This window comes from Fictibacillus phosphorivorans, assembly GCF_023715845.1.
GTDB lineage: Bacteria > Bacillota > Bacilli > Bacillales > Fictibacillaceae > Fictibacillus > Fictibacillus phosphorivorans_D.
Genome location: NZ_JAMBOR010000007.1, coordinates 18,224 through 34,155 on the forward strand (window position 1 = coordinate 18,224; position 15,932 = coordinate 34,155).

The following is a 15,932-nucleotide window of genomic DNA, read 5'->3' on the forward strand; positions in this document are numbered from 1 at the left end:
AAAAGTGTCGAAAGTTAACGAAAAATATTGTATGATTTGCGCGAATTTACAAACAAATCTAAAAACATTTTTATGGAGGTTTTTATGAAAAATGGTATTTTTCGTAAAAAGAGTATTTCTGATTTAGTAGTAGCCTCTAAAACAGGAACTACACTAAATAAAGAACTCGGAACTTGGGATTTAACCATGCTTGGTATTGGGGCAATCATTGGAACCGGGATCTTCGTCCTTACTGGTGCAGGGGCGTTAACAGCTGGACCTGCCCTAATTCTTTCGTTCATTATTGCCGCTTTGGCCTGTTTGTTTGCAGCATTGTCTTATGCTGAATTTGCCTCGACAGTGCCTGTTTCGGGATCCGTATATACGTATACGTATGCAACGATGGGAGAATTCTTGGCATGGATCATTGGATGGGACTTAATTCTTGAATATTTACTGGCCGTTAGTGCCGTTTCTGTTGGATGGTCAGGTTATTTCCAATCACTATTAAAAGGTTTTGGCATTCACATTCCGGATTCTCTCAGTGCAGCACCTGGTGCAGTTCCAGATCTAACATCCTATTTTAATCTTCCTGCATTTTTAATTGTTATGCTGATTACATTCTTACTTTCAATAGGTGTTAAGCAGTCAAAACGAGTAAACAACATCATGGTTGTAATCAAAGTTGCGGTTGTATTATTGTTTATTGCGGTAGCTGTTGTTTATGTGAAACCTGCGAACTGGACGCCATTTACGCCATTCGGTATGGAAGGAATCTTTGCTGCAGCAGCATTGGTATTCTTTGCATTCATTGGGTTTGATGCGATTGCATCAGCAGCTGAAGAAACGAAGAATCCAAATAAAGATCTTCCAAAAGGAATTATTTATTCGCTTCTTATTTGTACGTTCCTTTATGTTATTGTAACCGGTATCATGACGGGGGTTGTACCGTTCCCTGATTTTAAAGGAAACGAAGATCATCCGATTTCACTAGTTCTTCAGGTGGCAGGGCAAAATTGGGTAGCAGGTGTAGTAGATGTAGGTGCAATCTTGGGTATGACAACGGTTATGCTCGTTATGCTTTACGGCCAGACTCGTGTATCCTATGCGATGTCACGTGACGGACTATTGCCGAAATTTTTTAGAACCGTTCATAAAAAGTACCGTACACCATACGGTTCTACATGGTTCTTTGGAATCGTCGCTGCACTAATGGGTGCATTGATTCCGCTTGATGAACTAGCAAAACTCGTTAATATCGGTACGTTGTCTGCATTTATGCTGGTTTCTATGGCCGTACTTGTCCTTAGAAGAACTCAGCCTGATCTGCCTCGTGCGTTCAGATGTCCTGGTGTACCTTGGATTCCTTTACTTGCGATCTTGTTTTGCGGATTCTTAATGTTCCAGCTTGATGGAGCTACTTGGGTACGATTTCTTATCTGGTTATTGATCGGTTCTGTAGTTTATTTCATCTATTCAAAGAGACATTCCAAGCTTGAAAAAGATATTGATTAATAAGGTATTAAAAAAAAGACTTCTAGTAAGTCTCTTTTTTATATTTTATGAAATGGTTAAAAAGTTATGGTTTTAATATCTGGAAATCGGGTATCCAAAGAGTGTTGTCCATATCTTTCCAATCTATGAGAACAGTCTATGAGAGAACAGCATGTAATTCATAAAAGAAAGGGTAGATGTGTTATGCGCCTTTCAAAAGGTGAATTAAATGGACACACTTTTTTGGCAAAACTTATTACTCAATATGCCTTCATTCATAAAAAAACAATCGGCCCCGCTGCTGAAAAATATATCGAACAGCTAGGGCTACGAACTGGTGAATGGATCGAAAATTTTTATGAAGATCCTCTGCACTGGACGGTTGAGCACTATGTTCATGTTATTGTGGATTTGAAAAATTCAATCGGCGGGCATTTTGAAATTGTCAGTGTGAGTTCTGACCATGTAGTAGTTCGTGCAAAAGAGTGTCCTTTCGGGGAGTTAGTCATGGATGCTCCTCATCTATGCAAAATGACCTCAAGCGTATTTGGTGGCATTGCAGCACGAAATTTCGGTTATGGAAAAGTCTCGCTGCGTAAGAGAATTGCACTTGGAGAGCCGAACTGTGAAATAGCTATTTACTTTGAGCCAGATGAAAAAGAAGAAGGCGATATCTATCAAAATATCTCGATTACACCAGAACACGGTGATCCCTTTGCTTGGGAAGAAGAGACCATTACCATGCTTAATTATGAACTGAAAAAAAGTGATGAAATGGTTATGAGTCTTTTAGAGGAATTGGAAGAACTAAAGAGCAAACGATCATAAAAAATAAAAAGAACAGGCCTTGGCAGGAGTCTGTTCTTTTTATCTATCAATTTTGCCATATCCATAATCAGCTAATGCTTGAAGCAGATTACCTTTTATCGTGATCTCTTCAAAATCTAAATCTAAACTAATAGAAGTTTGAGCAATTTCAGGACTTAAACCGGTTAGTGTTGTTTTCACTCCTAGAAGTTTTAATGATGAAACAAGCTGAAAGATACGGTGAGCGACCATTGTATCAATATAGCTTACCCCTGATAAATCAATAACCAATGAAGTGATCTCGTTATCCACACATTGCTGCAAAGTGGTATCCAATAAAATCTTTGCGCGGTTTGTATCTACTTCACCTATAACCGGGAGTACAGCTACGCCAGGGAATAACGGAACGACGGGAACGGAAAGCTCCTGAAGGGTTAAGTGAAACTTTTCAGCGATCTCACGATAATTGTTTACATAGGACTTACTGAACGCTTGTACCGCAAAATCAATCATCGGATTCATCGTGGTGGAGATATGTAAAACCGTCTCTGCTGACATGGACTTAACAGAACCTTCTTCTTTTATAAAATCCCAAATGCATTGGCGATAATAAGAAGTATTCTCTAAGGATTGATTTAACGGCTGTCCTGAATGAACAGCAGCTTCCCCAACCTTTTCACCCCACTCAGCGATCGTCTTTTTCGGATCCATGATTTTTTCAGAAATTGCGTCTCCGATTAATTGGATAAAAGTAATGGATGCTTCTAGTTCATCCTGCTTTTGATCGATCTTATGAAGTGAAACATACATTTCATTATCTGTAATCATTTTGGTGATTTTCTTTGCAATATATTCGGCATTTTCCTTGATTTTATTACCGATTTCAATCTGATCTGCCTTTTGTTTCTTATGAAGATCCATTTGCTACTCCTAATGTTTTAAGACGTTAATTGTATTGTAGCAAAAACAATATAGGTATGTTTGAAAATACAGAAAAATATTTAAAATTATGAAATAATAAAGAGAAATATGAAATGATTTAAATAGATATGAAACACTGGAAAAGAATGTCGATATATAATTAGAGGCAAAAAAAACAGGACTCTACGAGAGAGTCCTGTTTATCTATTTAGGCTATTACGCCTTACGTACGTTAGTCGCTTGAGGTCCGCGTTGACCTTGTTCAACTTCGAAAGTCACGTCTTGACCTTCATCTAATGACTTGAATCCTTCTGATTGGATAGCTGAGAAATGTACGAATACGTCGTCTCCACCTTCGCGCTCGATGAATCCGAAACCTTTTTCTGCGTTAAACCATTTAACTTTACCTTGTTCCATGTTTGTTGCCTCCTGTCGTGCCGTTTCGCACAATAATACTATCCTTGCTCAAAAATATCAAGATAATCGTTTACCTGTTACCATCGAACAAAAATAATTCTTTCTCATCGTAACACTTTCATACTTAATGCACAAGAGCATGTAGCAAAATACACATACAGTATCGTCTAAAAAACCCGATATATCAAGGGATTGGAATAAATAATTTATAAAAATTTGGTAAAATCGATGCATATAAATGGTTTAATATTAGCCGATTAGTCATTAATGACTAGAATCATTTTCCTTCGACTAATTAATAATCCTGAAAATGCCTCCTGGTTTTAACTTCCTTATATTCATGGTACATTTAGACAAAGACTAAAAATAATGGCGTGATATTATGGATAAAAAGAAAGTAATCGACCAATGGCAGCGTCCTCTCCGTGATTTACGGATATCAGTTACTGATCAATGTAACTTTCGCTGTACGTATTGTATGCCTAAAGAAATTTTTGGACCTGATTACCCATTTCTAGAGAATGAAGAGTTATTATCCTTTGATGAGATCGTACGAATTGCCGCTCAATTCGCACGTTCTGGCGTTGAGAAAATTCGTATTACAGGAGGCGAACCTTTATTACGTAAAGGGTTGCCGGATCTTTTAAGAAGACTCCGTTCTATTGAAGGAATTAAAGATATAGCTTTAACAACAAATGGTGTGCTGCTGCCTAAACTTGCAGCTGAGATAAAAGAAGCAGGTATGGACCGAGTGACCGTGAGTCTGGATACACTAGATGATCATCTTTTTGGAAGGATCAACGGACGAGGAGTAGGCGTTCAGCCCATACTAAAAGGAATAGAAGCTGCCCATCAAGCCGGTCTTCACGTAAAAATTAACATGATGGTCAAAAAAGGAATCAATGACCAGGAGATTTTGCCGATGGCCCGTTATTTTAAGAACACACCTTATGTACTTCGTTTTATTGAATACATGGATGTGGGAACATCAAACGGATGGAATTGGGATGACGTTGTTTCAAAAGATCAAATTCTAAAGCTCATCGGGGATGAACTTCCTCTTGAACCATTTCCGGGCCATTATTATGGTGAGGTTGCCAAAAGGTATCGATACAAAGATGGAACTGGGGAGATTGGCATCATTTCTTCGATTAGTGATACCTTTTGTTCCACATGTACGAGAGCCCGTCTTTCTGCAGATGGTAAAGTATATACCTGTTTGTTTGCATCTGCCGGTACGGATTTTAAACACTTTACCCGTAATGGTGCTTCAGATCAACAGATCTATGAGCGCATTGTAAATACATGGAGCAATCGAAAAGATCGCTATTCAGATGAAAGAAGAGAAAAGAGTGCCGAAGAACGAAAAAAAATAGAAATGTCTTACATCGGGGGCTGATACAAATCAGCTCCTTTTTTATTGCGCTTGAAGTTTGTTAATAACTATTTTATAATAACTTACATAAAGTAATTAAAATATTCGAAAGAAGGCAACTTATATGAAACCTATTCATAAAGATACACATATCGGTAATGTCACCCTTAAGGTAAGGGATCTTGAGAAACTTATTCAGTTCTATACAGAGACGATCGGATTAAAACTACTGACTCGAACAAATTCAGCTGCACAGTTAACAGCGGATGGTAAAACGCCGCTGTTGACTTTAGAAGGTGATCCAACGCTTAAACAACGTCCGGTTCGTAGTGCTGGCTTATATCATTTAGCATTGCTGGTGCCTACAAGGAAAGACCTTGCAAATGTCCTTCAGTATTTTATTCAAGCAGGAACTCGTTTGGCGGGTGCATCCAACCATCAATTTAGTGAAGCTATTTATCTGCAAGATCCAGAAAACAACGGGATCGAAATTTATCGTGATGTGGATCGAAAAGATTGGGTTCGTGATGAAAAAGGAAAACTGCCTGCGATTAGCGAACCATTAGATTTACAAAGTCTATTACATGAATCGGACAACAAAAAGTGGAAGGGTCTCCCAGAAAGAACGGTAATGGGACATGTTCATTTAAATGTAACCAACATTCCTGAAGCAGAAGCGTTCTATATGAATGTGCTCGGATTTGAAGAGCAAACTAGAATGGCTCATCATGCTCTATTTATTTCAGCTGGAGGATACCATCATCATATCGCTTTGAATATTTGGAACGGTCCGGACGCGATTCCTACCCCAATGGATGCGACTGGTCTTTTGCATTACGAAATTGTAGTGCCGAGCGCTGAGGTGTTCGTGGACTTGAAACATTCATTCGAGGAACATGATATCCCTTATCGCGCTGAATCTAACCGTATTTTTGTGAAAGATCCTGCTGGAAATGGCATTGTAATTAAAAATAGTTAGAAAAGCTTGTTAGATAAAGTAAATAAAAGGGAATGGTTCATAAACGGGTCAATTTTAAATCTGTCATTAAAGAAGGGGTCTTTATGAAGAAAAAAACTTGGGTGAAGGTAACAGTCCTATTTGTTGCTGTTATTCTTTTACTCGCCCTCAATCACTTTGTTTTCAAACTTACCCCCTTGTCTTTACGTGATTGGGTGCTGTCATATGGAATGGTGGCACCTGTTATCTATGTCTTTATCAATGTGATCCGTCCTTTTACGCTTTTTCCGATAACTGTCCTTTCCGTTGCAGGAGGACTTGCTTTTGGAGTGTTTTGGGGAACGGTGTATACGGTTTTCAGTTCAACCCTTGGTGCTGTTATTTCATTTTATGTTGCTAAACATTTGGGTGCTCGCTGGCTGAAAAGAACAACAGATGCACCGTCAAAGATTGAAAAATGGCAGAGACAGCTGAAAGAAAAAGGATTCTTTTATATCTTTCTCCTCAGAATCATTCCGATTTTGAATTTTGATCTTGTAAGTTATGTAGCTGGCGTATCTCGTTTAAGGCTCCGGTCCTATATTTTTGCAACCATCCTCGGTGTACTGCCAGGCACACTGGCGTCTAACTTGCTGGGGGATAGTTTTATAAAAGGTAACGGAACCTTCATTGGAATTGCCGTTTGTCTCGTTATTTTAGCCGCTAGTATTCCCATTTTTATGAAGAATAAAAGTCTCGTGCCCGGGCAGATCCCGATTCGAAAAGAAGATAACGCTTAAATCACCTTGCTCAAATGGAGTAAGGTTTTTTTTGTGGTTTTCTAAGATTTGTCGACTCGTGGTTATATTGGCTAATTCGATTAAGCGAGGAATAAATGGAAGTAACGTGGCATTATCGAACAAAACACGTTGTCATTACGCTTAAGACTACAAGTATAAGCACAATACTTATTCCTTTTTAATAATTATTATAAATTAGTATTGACTTCAAACAAGCAATCAGTATAATTAAGATTGTGAGTAAACATGATAATGATATTCATTATCATTTAAAAATAAAAGGAGTGGAAGTAATCATGGCAGAAAGAATGGTAGGAAAACAAGCACCTCGCTTTGAGATGGAAGCGATTATGCCGAATAAAGAGACGAAAAAAATAAGTTTAGAAGAGAACATGAAAAACGGAAAATGGACGGTTCTTTTCTTTTATCCGATGGACTTTACCCATGTATGCCCAACAGAGATCACGGCATTGTCAGATCGATACGATGAGTTCCAAGACTTAGACGCAGAAGTGATCGGAGTGTCAACGGATACAGTCCACACGCATTTAGCCTGGATTAACACAAACCGTGAAGATAACGGGCTGGGAGACCTCAATTACCCGCTAGCTGCAGATACCAATCATAAAGTTTCCCGGGATTACGGCGTCTTGATCGAAGAAGAAGGTGTGGCATTACGCGGCCTATTCATCATTAATCCTGAAGGTGAAATGATGTACCAAGTTGTTTTCCATAACAATATCGGACGAGATTCTGACGAAACATTGCGTGTCTTACAAGCTCTTCAAACTGGCGGCCTTTGCCCGGCAAACTGGAAGCCAGGTCAGAAAACACTATAATCCTATCTTTACTGGATGTTTCCCAAATAAAAATCATACGAAAAAAGTCAAAAAACTATTTATACTCATGGAGGTTATAAGAGATGAAGTTACGAGAACAGATGCCTGAATTAGACGGTGCAACAGCTTGGTTGAACGATGAAGTTAGGAAAGAAGATCTTGTAGGTGAAAAACCAACATTGATCCATTTTTGGTCAGTTAGCTGCGGCCTTTGTAAGGAAGCGATGCCTGACGTAAATGAGCTTCGTGACGAGTATGAAGATGAACTAAACGTAGTAGCTGTTCATATGCCTCGATCTGAAAACGATCTGGATATGAGCGTGATTGAACAAATGGCTATGGGTCATGATATTTCACAGCCGATCTATGTAGATAGTGAACATAAGCTGACAGATGCTTTTGAAAACAAATATGTTCCCGCTTATTATGTGTTTGATAAAGAAGGCAAACTGCGTCATTTCCAAGCAGGCGGAAGCGGAATGGACATGCTTCGCAAACGATTGAATCGTGTTTTAAACGAAGAAACAAAATAGGAGGTTCTTTTATGAATTCTATTCAAGAAGTACTCAACAAACAGGTTGCGAACTGGAACGTACTTTTTGTAAAACTGCATAATTATCATTGGTATGTTAAAGGTCCTCACTTCTTCACACTTCATGAGAATTTTGAGGAACTATATAATGAAGCTGCAACGAACATAGATGAGCTTGCAGAACGCTTGCTTGTTCTAAAAGGTACACCGGTCGCAACGATGAAAGACTATTTAGAGATGGCAACTGTTGAAGAAGCAAAAGGCGGAGAAACAGCAGATGAGATGGTTCATAACGTCATCAATGATTTTGAGCAGTTGATCTCTGAGATTAAAGAAGGCATGGATGTAACCGAACGTGAAGGTGATGAAGTTACACATGATATGTTGCTTTCCATACGTGAGAGCCTGGCAAAACATAACTGGATGCTAAAAGCTTTTGTGAGTTAGTTACCAGCTCTATAAAGACGAACAAGCTCGAATGCTTCGGCATTTGGGCTTTTTTTCATGCCTGTGCGTTTAAATAATTCACTTAGAGTACAAGATTGTAAAGTTGAAGGTTGTGCATTTATGTTACAATCGTTGGGAATGTGTTTTTATAAAGGAGAGAACTAAATGATTACAGTTACTAACGTAGGTCTTCGCTATGGCGATCGCAAGCTGTTTGAAGACGTTAATATAAAGTTCACACCAGGAAATTGTTATGGTTTGATCGGTGCGAACGGTGCGGGAAAATCAACTTTCTTAAAAATCTTATCAGGAGAGATCGAAGCACAGACTGGTGACGTACACATGACACCAGGTGAGCGTCTAGCCGTTTTAAAGCAGAACCACTTCGAATATGAAGATCAAGAAGTCATGCAGACCGTTATCATGGGACATGCACGTCTATATGAAGTGATGCAGGAGAAAGATGCGATCTACATGAAAGCTGATTTTTCTGACGCAGATGGTATGCGTGCTGCTGAACTTGAAGGTGAGTTCGCTGAGCTTAACGGTTGGGAAGCAGAATCTGAAGCGGCGATCCTCTTAAAAGGCCTCGGTATTAAAGAGGAGCTTCACACGAAGAAGCTAGCTGAACTGACGGGTTCCGATAAAGTAAAAGTATTATTGGCACAAGCTCTTTTTGGAAAGCCAGATGTCCTGTTACTGGATGAGCCTACAAACAACTTGGATCTTCAAGCGATTCAATGGTTGGAAGAGTTCTTGATCAACTTTGAGAACACCGTTATCGTTGTGTCCCATGACCGTCACTTCTTAAACAAAGTTTGTACACACATGGCTGACCTTGATTTCGGTAAAATTACGATCTATGTCGGAAACTATGATTTCTGGTATGAGTCTTCTCAATTGGCTCTTAGAATGGCACAAGACCAAAACAAGAAAAAAGAAGAGAAGATTAAAGAACTTCAAGCGTTTGTTGCCCGTTTTAGTGCCAATGCTTCTAAATCAAAGCAGGCGACTTCCCGTAAGAAGCTTCTTGAAAAGATCTCTCTTGATGATATCAAGCCTTCTTCACGTAAGTATCCTTACGTACAATTTGGCATCAACCGTGAGATCGGAAACGACCTTCTTCGAGTCGAAGGGTTAACCAAAACGATCGACGGCGTTAAAGTTCTTGATAACGTTAGCTTTGTTATGAATAAAGACGACAAGATTGCTTTTGTCGGTAAAGAAGAAATCGCGATCACCACATTGTTTAAGATTCTAATGGGTGAGATGGAAGCGGATAGCGGCACATACAAGTGGGGTGTAACCACATCACAGGCATACTTCCCACGCGATAACTCTAAGTATTTCGAAGGCAACGAACCAACACTTGTTGAGTGGCTGCGTCAATATTCTCCAGAAGACCAAACGGAAAGCTTCCTTCGTGGATTCCTTGGCCGTATGCTCTTCTCTGGCGAAGAAGTAATGAAGAAGCCATCCGTACTTTCCGGTGGAGAGAAAGTACGTTGTATGCTTTCTAAGATGATGTTAAGCGGATCGAACGTATTGATCCTAGATGACCCTACGAACCACTTGGATCTTGAATCAATCACAGCGTTAAACAACGGTCTGATTAACTACAAAGGTTCATTGATGTTCACCTCTCATGACCATCAGTTCGTTCAAACGATCGCAAATCGTATCATTGAAATCACACCAAAAGGAATCATCGATAAGGAAATGCCTTATGATGAATATCTGGCAAATGAAGAACTAAAGAAACAGCGTCAATTGATGTATCAATAATTTTCATGTAAAAGGAGTGTTAAGTCCGTAAAAAGATTTAGCACTTCTTTTTTGTTTAGGGAGAAAAACGTGTGGAACGTTTTACTGAAACGGTGATTCAGATCATTAAACGTATACCAGCAGGAAAAGTCATGTCATATGGCCAAATCGCCAAAGCGGCAGGAAGTCCGAGAGGTGCAAGACAGGTCGTTCGGATCTTACATGCGATGAGCAGAAAACATAGCTTGCCTTGGCATAGGGTAATCAATTCAAAAGGTGAAATCGGTATTCAGGATGAAGAATTATTTTTTACACAAAAAACACTGCTTGAAGGGGAAGGCGTGAAAATTAAAGGGAGAAACAGAATCGATCTTGAAAAATACAGATACCAGTCGATTGAAGATGAATAGATAAACTAGAAGAAAAAGTGTCATTTAAGAAAATGACTCTGTCAGGATAGGGGTGGTCCTTTGCGGAGGACCCCCTTTTTATGTTGAGTTAAAGGAGTAGAAGTTTTACTTTCTGTTAATAGGGCACAATATGGTAGGAGTTAATGTCATTATTATTTATGGCTCATTCTAAAAAGATGCTTGTTATAAGAGAGCTACTCTTCGATTGGAGCGGAGAAATAGCAGGCAATCAAGGGAGGACGAAAGATGTTTAGAATGAATATACTCGATAAGTATTTAAAAAAATACACAAAAATGTCTGAGAGGGAATTATCACATTCGGTCCAGTCTAACCTATGGTTTACTCCCGTACTCTATGTAATTTTTTCTTCTTTATTAGTAACTGCGACCCTAACGACAGATCTCAAGTATGATTTAGGAAACCAGATGCGTCCTTTTTTTGCGGTAGATTATGATCTCACACGAAATCTGGTGGGGACACTTACCGCTGCGATCTTAACGCTGACAACCTTTACGTTTAACTTGATCTTAGTTGTTTTTACCACGTTTTCTGGACAGTTTTCACCTCGGATGCTTAAAAACTTTATAGCTAGTAAATCAACACAGCGCGTACTCGGTATCTTCACATCGAGTTTTATCTATATGCTTTTAAGCTTTCTTCTCTTGAATAAAAGGTTGGCGGAATACTACTTTGCTGTTCCTTTGTTCGCGGCAATCATTGCAGCATTCTCAATGGGAACGTTTATCTTTTTTATCAATCATGCCGTCGCCTGGTTACAAGTCAACCAGATGACCTATGATATGAAAAAAGAAGCGTTATCTATTGTGAAAAATACGTTAGAGAATGAAGTGGATCCATATAAGGTAGATGATCTAAGTGAAGTCAATAATGATATTTGCGAAAACGCAGGAACCATGATCATGGCAAGGAAATCAGGTTTCATTCAATTGGTAGACTTTAATTCCATTATGCAAGAGGCCAAAAAGGATGATATCGTGATCCAATTGGAATATTCGATCGGAAGCTATGTGTATGCTTCAACACCATATATCACTTATTGGACGAAAGAGGATAAAGAGATAAATGAAGAAAAATATTTGTCTCTTGTGAGTATCGGAAGAAGACAGACGGAAGTTCAGGATATCGAATTCAGTATCAATAAACTGGTGGAGGTGGCCATTCGATCTCTAGGGAATTACGATCCAAAAACGACAATCAATGCGATCTACCAGCTTGGAGAAGTACTAGCTTCCATTTCGCGGAATTCCCTCTTCTCAAAGTATTTAGTGGATAAAGAGAATAATCTGCGTGTAGTTTTACAAGAAAGAGACTTTAGCCATTATCTTTATAATGCTTTCGGTTATATCAGGCACTATGCGAAAGATAATATCATCATCTGCACGGAGATCCTCAAAGTGCTGGATCTGATGGCAAAATCGGTTAATGAGCGTGATTATGAGGCTGTATGGAAATTTGGAGTATTCACGGCAAGCGGTTTTGAAGATCTTTTTCTATTCACTTTAGATTATCAGCAATTTCACCGAGCGATGCACAACTTAGCGGTTACGACAAAACATGAAAAAGAATATGAAGAGTTCTTGGAAAAAGAGAAACAAAATCAATTTCAGTCCAATAAAAAAGGCTCGGAAAAATAAGATCCGAGCTTTTGTCTTTTTTATAGTTGGATTAAGGGATGCGTTGGGAAAAGGGGTCTGACCCCAAACAATTTATTTCCCTTAACAATTTCCTTGTTTTTGTATAGGAGGTTTGGTTAAATTTAGAGAGGTATAGATGGACGTTTACGAAAGTTGGGTTTTTGAGCGTCCAGATGAGAGGGGTCAGTTGTTTCATGTTGGAGTATGTTTTTGCGGCTTTGTTTCCAATATTCTTGCTGCTGTTATTTAACAGAGTGTTATTTTCAAAGTTTCTGCCGTTAGGAATCACCCTATTAATTTTATTCTTCGGATTGGATGGTCTGCATCAGCCGCTGCCGCTCCAAATCATAGCTGGGATTTCTACAATCATAGGCTTCTTCCTAGGATTGAAAATTTACGAAAAGCAAAAGAGAAAAGTGAAATAGAAAAAGACGTCACCTTTAAGAGGTAGACGTCTTTCTTTTTGTATGTGAGATCGTTTCTTTCATAAAGAGAACGAGAAGGGTCAGCACATAAAGTACGATTACTCCCAGTCCTGCTTTATCAAAGTGTAAAAGCTTCAAAACAACGGAAGTTAGTATCGTGATGTATAAAGCACCTAAATATTTTTGAATCTGTTCGTTTGAATAGATTGTAGTTAGTTTAGCTCCTAACTGTGTGCCCACTAATGCTCCTAAGATCAGGAGAATGCCCAGTTTATAATCAAGCTGAATGGTGGTTGCGTACGTAATAAACCCAGCGGTTACGATCAAGAAAACACTGACTAAGCTTGTACCTACTGCTTTTCTGGAAGGAAAGTTCATCATCGAGATCAACAAAGGCACCATCACGAAACCTCCGCCAACACCAAGGGTCGTAGAGATAAAACCCCCGGCAAATCCGATCATACCTGCTCTCACATAAGAAAAAGTAATTGGGCTTGCATCAGATTCATTACTTTTGTTGTGTTTTGATTGTTTATAAAGCAGGGAAAGTGCAAAGTATGCAAGAAGCAAGATATAGAAAACAGGAATGATGGTATCGTCATATCCCATTTTTTCGAGCCAAACAACAAGCGGATGTGCTACCTGAGTTGCCAGAACACCAACAAACCCAATAACAGCAGCGGTTTTCCAAATGATATTTTTAAATCGCAGGTGAGCCGCAACTCCTGATACACTCGTTCCGATCGAATACATCAAACTTGTCCCGATCGCAGATAGGGGAGGAATTCCAAATAAAATAAGAACAGGTGTCAGGATAAAGCCTCCGCCAATACCGAAGAAACCCGAAAAAATCCCAATGCATAAGCCAAGTAGTATGTAGAAAAATTCCAAATGAACAGCATCTCCTTCTGGGGACACACCTGCTACAATTTCCCCTAAACCGTTGATATAGTTGATGGGAAATGGGGTCAGACCCCAAACAATTTATTTCCCAATTAACACTGAGCTTTTAGTATACCACTTTAAATTCCTTCCAGAAACTTCTGCGAATATTTGTTCGTAATTATTAGGTTTTTGGATCGGTGTTGTGCTATAATTTGGGTAACCAGAAATTAGGAACGGAGGTTCGGTTTTGTGAGTCAAAGTCAAACGTTTGAAATCAGATCTGATTATCAGCCACAAGGGGATCAGCCCGCAGCGATCAAACATCTTGTGGAGAATATTAAAGCAGGAAAAAAGAAGATGACATTGCTTGGTGCGACCGGAACAGGAAAGACGTTCACCGTATCGAATGTCATTCAGGAAGTGAACAAACCGACCCTTGTCATCGCTCACAACAAAACGCTCGCCGGCCAGCTATATAGTGAGTTGAAGGAATTTTTTCCGAACAATGCAGTCGAATATTTTGTATCCTACTACGATTATTATCAGCCGGAAGCTTACATCGCACATTCAGACACGTACATTGAAAAAGATGCAAGCATCAATGATGAGATCGATAAGCTCCGTCACTCCGCAACCTCTGCTCTTTTTGAACGAAAAGACGTTATTATTGTTGCCAGTGTCTCATGTATTTATGGTCTAGGTTCTCCAGATGAATACCGTGACATGGTTATTTCGCTCAGAGAAGGAATGGAAAAAGACCGTGACCAGCTTTTACGAGATCTTGTAGATATTCAGTACAACCGAAACGATATCAATTTCACGCGCGGGACGTTCCGTGTTCGTGGTGATGTAGTGGAAATCTTCCCAGCTTCACGTGACGAGCATTGTTTACGAGTGGAGTTTTTTGGTGATGAGATCGACCGGATTACGGAGGTCGATTCACTAACCGGCGAAATTTTAGGCGAACGTAAACACGTCGCTATCTTTCCGGCGTCCCACTTCGTAACTCGTGAAGAAAAGATGAAGCTTGCGATCAAAAGGATCGAAGCTGAGCTTGAGGACCGGCTGAAAGAACTGAATGAAGCAGGCAAACTGCTCGAAGCACAAAGGCTCGAACAGCGTACGCGCTACGATCTTGAGATGATGGCGGAAATGGGATTCTGTTCTGGAATCGAGAACTATTCTGTACACCTTACACTTCGTCCTTTAGGATCGACTCCTTACACGTTGCTTGATTACTTCCCAGATGATTCTTTAATCGTTATCGACGAGTCTCATGTTACACTCCCGCAGATTCGTGGAATGTTTAATGGTGACCAGGCGAGAAAAAGTGTCCTAGTTGACCACGGTTTCCGTCTGCCTTCAGCAAAAGACAACCGTCCGTTAACCTTTGAGGAATTTGAGAAGTATACGAAGTTTCAGCACATCTATGTTTCAGCAACACCAGGACCTTATGAGCTCGAACATACACCAGAACCTGTTGAGCAGATTATTCGTCCTACCGGATTGCTTGATCCTACATTAGAAGTACGCCCGATTAAAGGACAGATTGATGATTTACTCGGTGAAATAAATGAAAGAATCGCTAATAATGAAAGAGTACTTGTCACTACATTAACGAAAAAGATGTCAGAGGACTTAACCGATTATTTTGTAGAACTCGGCATAAAGGTCCGTTATCTGCACTCAGAAATCAAAACACTTGAACGGATTCAGATCATCCGGGACCTGCGGCTTGGCGTGTTCGACGTTCTAGTCGGAATCAACCTTTTAAGGGAAGGTCTTGATATTCCTGAAGTCTCACTTGTTGCCATCTTAGATGCGGATAAGGAAGGCTTCCTGCGTTCAGAACGGTCACTCATTCAGACGATCGGACGTGCAGCCCGTAACTCAAACGGGCACGTTATCATGTATGGAGATAAGATAACAAAATCCATGCAGATCGCGATCGATGAGACGCAGCGCCGTCGACAAAAACAGATGGAATACAATGAAAAACACGGCATCACACCGACTACAATTAAAAAAGAAGTTCGGGATGTGATCCGGGCAACACAAGCTGCTGAAGAAACAGAAACCTATACAGGTGCACAAGCTCCTAAGCAAAAGATGAGCAAGAAAGAGCGCGAAGCTTTTATCGAGCGTATGGAAAAAGAGATGAAGGATGCGGCCAAGAATCTTCAGTTCGAACGTGCTGCAGAGCTTCGTGACCTCATTCTTGAGTTAAAAGCGGAAGGATGATTG

General features: G+C 39.8%; 16 protein-coding genes. 13 read left to right on the plus strand and 3 right to left on the minus strand.

Going from position 1 to position 15,932, the window contains the following annotated elements; all coding sequences use genetic code 11:
* Positions 1-84 precede the first annotated feature (84 nt).
* Positions 85-1,494 (plus strand): amino acid transporter, encoded by a 1,410-nt coding sequence (locus M3206_RS07310; RefSeq protein ID WP_251311864.1) that lies wholly within the window; start codon positions 85-87, stop codon positions 1,492-1,494.
* Positions 1,495-1,677: 183 nt separating this feature from the next.
* Positions 1,678-2,301 carry a methanogen output domain 1-containing protein gene (locus tag M3206_RS07315; RefSeq protein ID WP_251311865.1) on the plus strand — a complete coding sequence of 208 codons (624 nt, stop codon included), beginning with the start codon at positions 1,678-1,680 and terminating at the stop codon, positions 2,299-2,301.
* A gap of 39 nt (positions 2,302-2,340) precedes the next feature.
* Here the strand turns inward: M3206_RS07315 and M3206_RS07320 are convergent, their stop codons facing one another.
* Both M3206_RS07320 and M3206_RS07325 read right to left on the minus strand, forming a co-directional pair.
* The gene (locus tag M3206_RS07320) at positions 2,341-3,201 is read right to left on the minus strand and encodes an STAS domain-containing protein (RefSeq protein WP_251311866.1); all 861 of its coding nucleotides are present in this window, start codon (positions 3,199-3,201) and stop codon (positions 2,341-2,343) included.
* 216 nt (positions 3,202-3,417) lie between these two features.
* Positions 3,418-3,618 (minus strand): cold-shock protein, encoded by a 201-nt coding sequence (locus M3206_RS07325; RefSeq protein ID WP_066292711.1) that lies wholly within the window; start codon positions 3,616-3,618, stop codon positions 3,418-3,420.
* Positions 3,619-4,000: 382 nt separating this feature from the next.
* Between M3206_RS07325 and moaA the strand changes: the two genes are divergently transcribed.
* The 10 genes from moaA to M3206_RS07375 all read left to right on the plus strand — a co-directional run bounded on the left by moaA (position 4,001) and on the right by M3206_RS07375 (position 12,803).
* Positions 4,001-5,017: a GTP 3',8-cyclase MoaA gene (gene moaA / locus M3206_RS07330; protein WP_251311867.1), complete on the plus strand. Its 1,017-nt coding sequence runs from the start codon at positions 4,001-4,003 to the stop codon at positions 5,015-5,017.
* A gap of 100 nt (positions 5,018-5,117) precedes the next feature.
* Positions 5,118-5,972, plus strand: coding sequence for a VOC family protein (locus M3206_RS07335; protein ID WP_251311868.1), 855 nt, complete (start codon positions 5,118-5,120; stop codon positions 5,970-5,972).
* A gap of 83 nt (positions 5,973-6,055) precedes the next feature.
* Positions 6,056-6,730, plus strand: a complete 675-nt coding sequence (locus M3206_RS07340) for a TVP38/TMEM64 family protein (protein WP_251311869.1) — start codon at positions 6,056-6,058, stop codon at positions 6,728-6,730.
* Positions 6,731-7,026: 296 nt separating this feature from the next.
* Complete coding sequence (locus M3206_RS07345) at positions 7,027-7,569, plus strand: peroxiredoxin (RefSeq protein ID WP_251311870.1); 543 nt, start codon at positions 7,027-7,029, stop codon at positions 7,567-7,569.
* Positions 7,570-7,652: 83 nt separating this feature from the next.
* Positions 7,653-8,102: a TlpA family protein disulfide reductase gene (locus tag M3206_RS07350; RefSeq protein WP_251311871.1), complete on the plus strand. Its 450-nt coding sequence runs from the start codon at positions 7,653-7,655 to the stop codon at positions 8,100-8,102.
* Between the two features lie 11 nt (positions 8,103-8,113).
* A complete protein-coding gene (locus M3206_RS07355) occupies positions 8,114-8,548 on the plus strand; it encodes a Dps family protein (protein ID WP_251311872.1) in 435 nt (144 codons plus the stop codon).
* 165 nt (positions 8,549-8,713) lie between these two features.
* A complete protein-coding gene (locus tag M3206_RS07360; protein ID WP_251311873.1) occupies positions 8,714-10,333 on the plus strand; it encodes an ABC-F family ATP-binding cassette domain-containing protein in 1,620 nt (539 codons plus the stop codon).
* Between the two features lie 71 nt (positions 10,334-10,404).
* On the plus strand, positions 10,405-10,722 hold the full coding sequence (locus M3206_RS07365) for an MGMT family protein (protein ID WP_349774003.1): 318 nt from the start codon (positions 10,405-10,407) through the stop codon (positions 10,720-10,722).
* A 246-nt stretch (positions 10,723-10,968) separates the two neighbouring features.
* Entirely contained in the window at positions 10,969-12,378 is a 1,410-nt protein-coding gene (locus tag M3206_RS07370) for a DUF2254 domain-containing protein (protein ID WP_251311874.1), read from the plus strand.
* A 194-nt stretch (positions 12,379-12,572) separates the two neighbouring features.
* Positions 12,573-12,803, plus strand: coding sequence for a DUF2198 family protein (locus M3206_RS07375; protein WP_251311875.1), 231 nt, complete (start codon positions 12,573-12,575; stop codon positions 12,801-12,803).
* A 15-nt stretch (positions 12,804-12,818) separates the two neighbouring features.
* On the opposite strand, the gene M3206_RS07380 is transcribed toward M3206_RS07375, so the two are convergent.
* Positions 12,819-13,694 (minus strand): sulfite exporter TauE/SafE family protein, encoded by an 876-nt coding sequence (locus tag M3206_RS07380; RefSeq protein WP_251311876.1) that lies wholly within the window; start codon positions 13,692-13,694, stop codon positions 12,819-12,821.
* Between the two features lie 243 nt (positions 13,695-13,937).
* On the opposite strand from M3206_RS07380, the gene uvrB reads away from it, so the two are divergent.
* Positions 13,938-15,929 carry an excinuclease ABC subunit UvrB gene (gene uvrB, locus M3206_RS07385; protein ID WP_251311877.1) on the plus strand — a complete coding sequence of 664 codons (1,992 nt, stop codon included), beginning with the start codon at positions 13,938-13,940 and terminating at the stop codon, positions 15,927-15,929.
* Positions 15,930-15,932 lie beyond the last annotated feature (3 nt).

What these genes read in the sequence shown, in the direction of transcription:
- M3206_RS07340 (WP_251311869.1), top strand. Translation starts at nt 6,056, where the DNA reads ATGAAGAAAAAAACTTGGGTGAAGGTAACAGTCCTATTTGTTGCTGTT.
- M3206_RS07335 (WP_251311868.1), top strand. Translation starts at nt 5,118, where the DNA reads ATGAAACCTATTCATAAAGATACACATATCGGTAATGTCACCCTTAAG.
- moaA (WP_251311867.1), top strand. Translation starts at nt 4,001, where the DNA reads ATGGATAAAAAGAAAGTAATCGACCAATGGCAGCGTCCTCTCCGTGAT.
- M3206_RS07360 (WP_251311873.1), top strand. Translation starts at nt 8,714, where the DNA reads ATGATTACAGTTACTAACGTAGGTCTTCGCTATGGCGATCGCAAGCTG.
- M3206_RS07315 (WP_251311865.1), top strand. Translation starts at nt 1,678, where the DNA reads ATGCGCCTTTCAAAAGGTGAATTAAATGGACACACTTTTTTGGCAAAA.
- M3206_RS07350 (WP_251311871.1), top strand. Translation starts at nt 7,653, where the DNA reads ATGAAGTTACGAGAACAGATGCCTGAATTAGACGGTGCAACAGCTTGG.
- M3206_RS07375 (WP_251311875.1), top strand. Translation starts at nt 12,573, where the DNA reads ATGTTGGAGTATGTTTTTGCGGCTTTGTTTCCAATATTCTTGCTGCTG.
- M3206_RS07355 (WP_251311872.1), top strand. Translation starts at nt 8,114, where the DNA reads ATGAATTCTATTCAAGAAGTACTCAACAAACAGGTTGCGAACTGGAAC.
- M3206_RS07320 (WP_251311866.1), bottom strand. Translation starts at nt 3,201, where the DNA reads ATGGATCTTCATAAGAAACAAAAGGCAGATCAGATTGAAATCGGTAAT.
- M3206_RS07310 (WP_251311864.1), top strand. Translation starts at nt 85, where the DNA reads ATGAAAAATGGTATTTTTCGTAAAAAGAGTATTTCTGATTTAGTAGTA.
- M3206_RS07325 (WP_066292711.1), bottom strand. Translation starts at nt 3,618, where the DNA reads ATGGAACAAGGTAAAGTTAAATGGTTTAACGCAGAAAAAGGTTTCGGA.
- M3206_RS07370 (WP_251311874.1), top strand. Translation starts at nt 10,969, where the DNA reads ATGTTTAGAATGAATATACTCGATAAGTATTTAAAAAAATACACAAAA.
- M3206_RS07345 (WP_251311870.1), top strand. Translation starts at nt 7,027, where the DNA reads ATGGCAGAAAGAATGGTAGGAAAACAAGCACCTCGCTTTGAGATGGAA.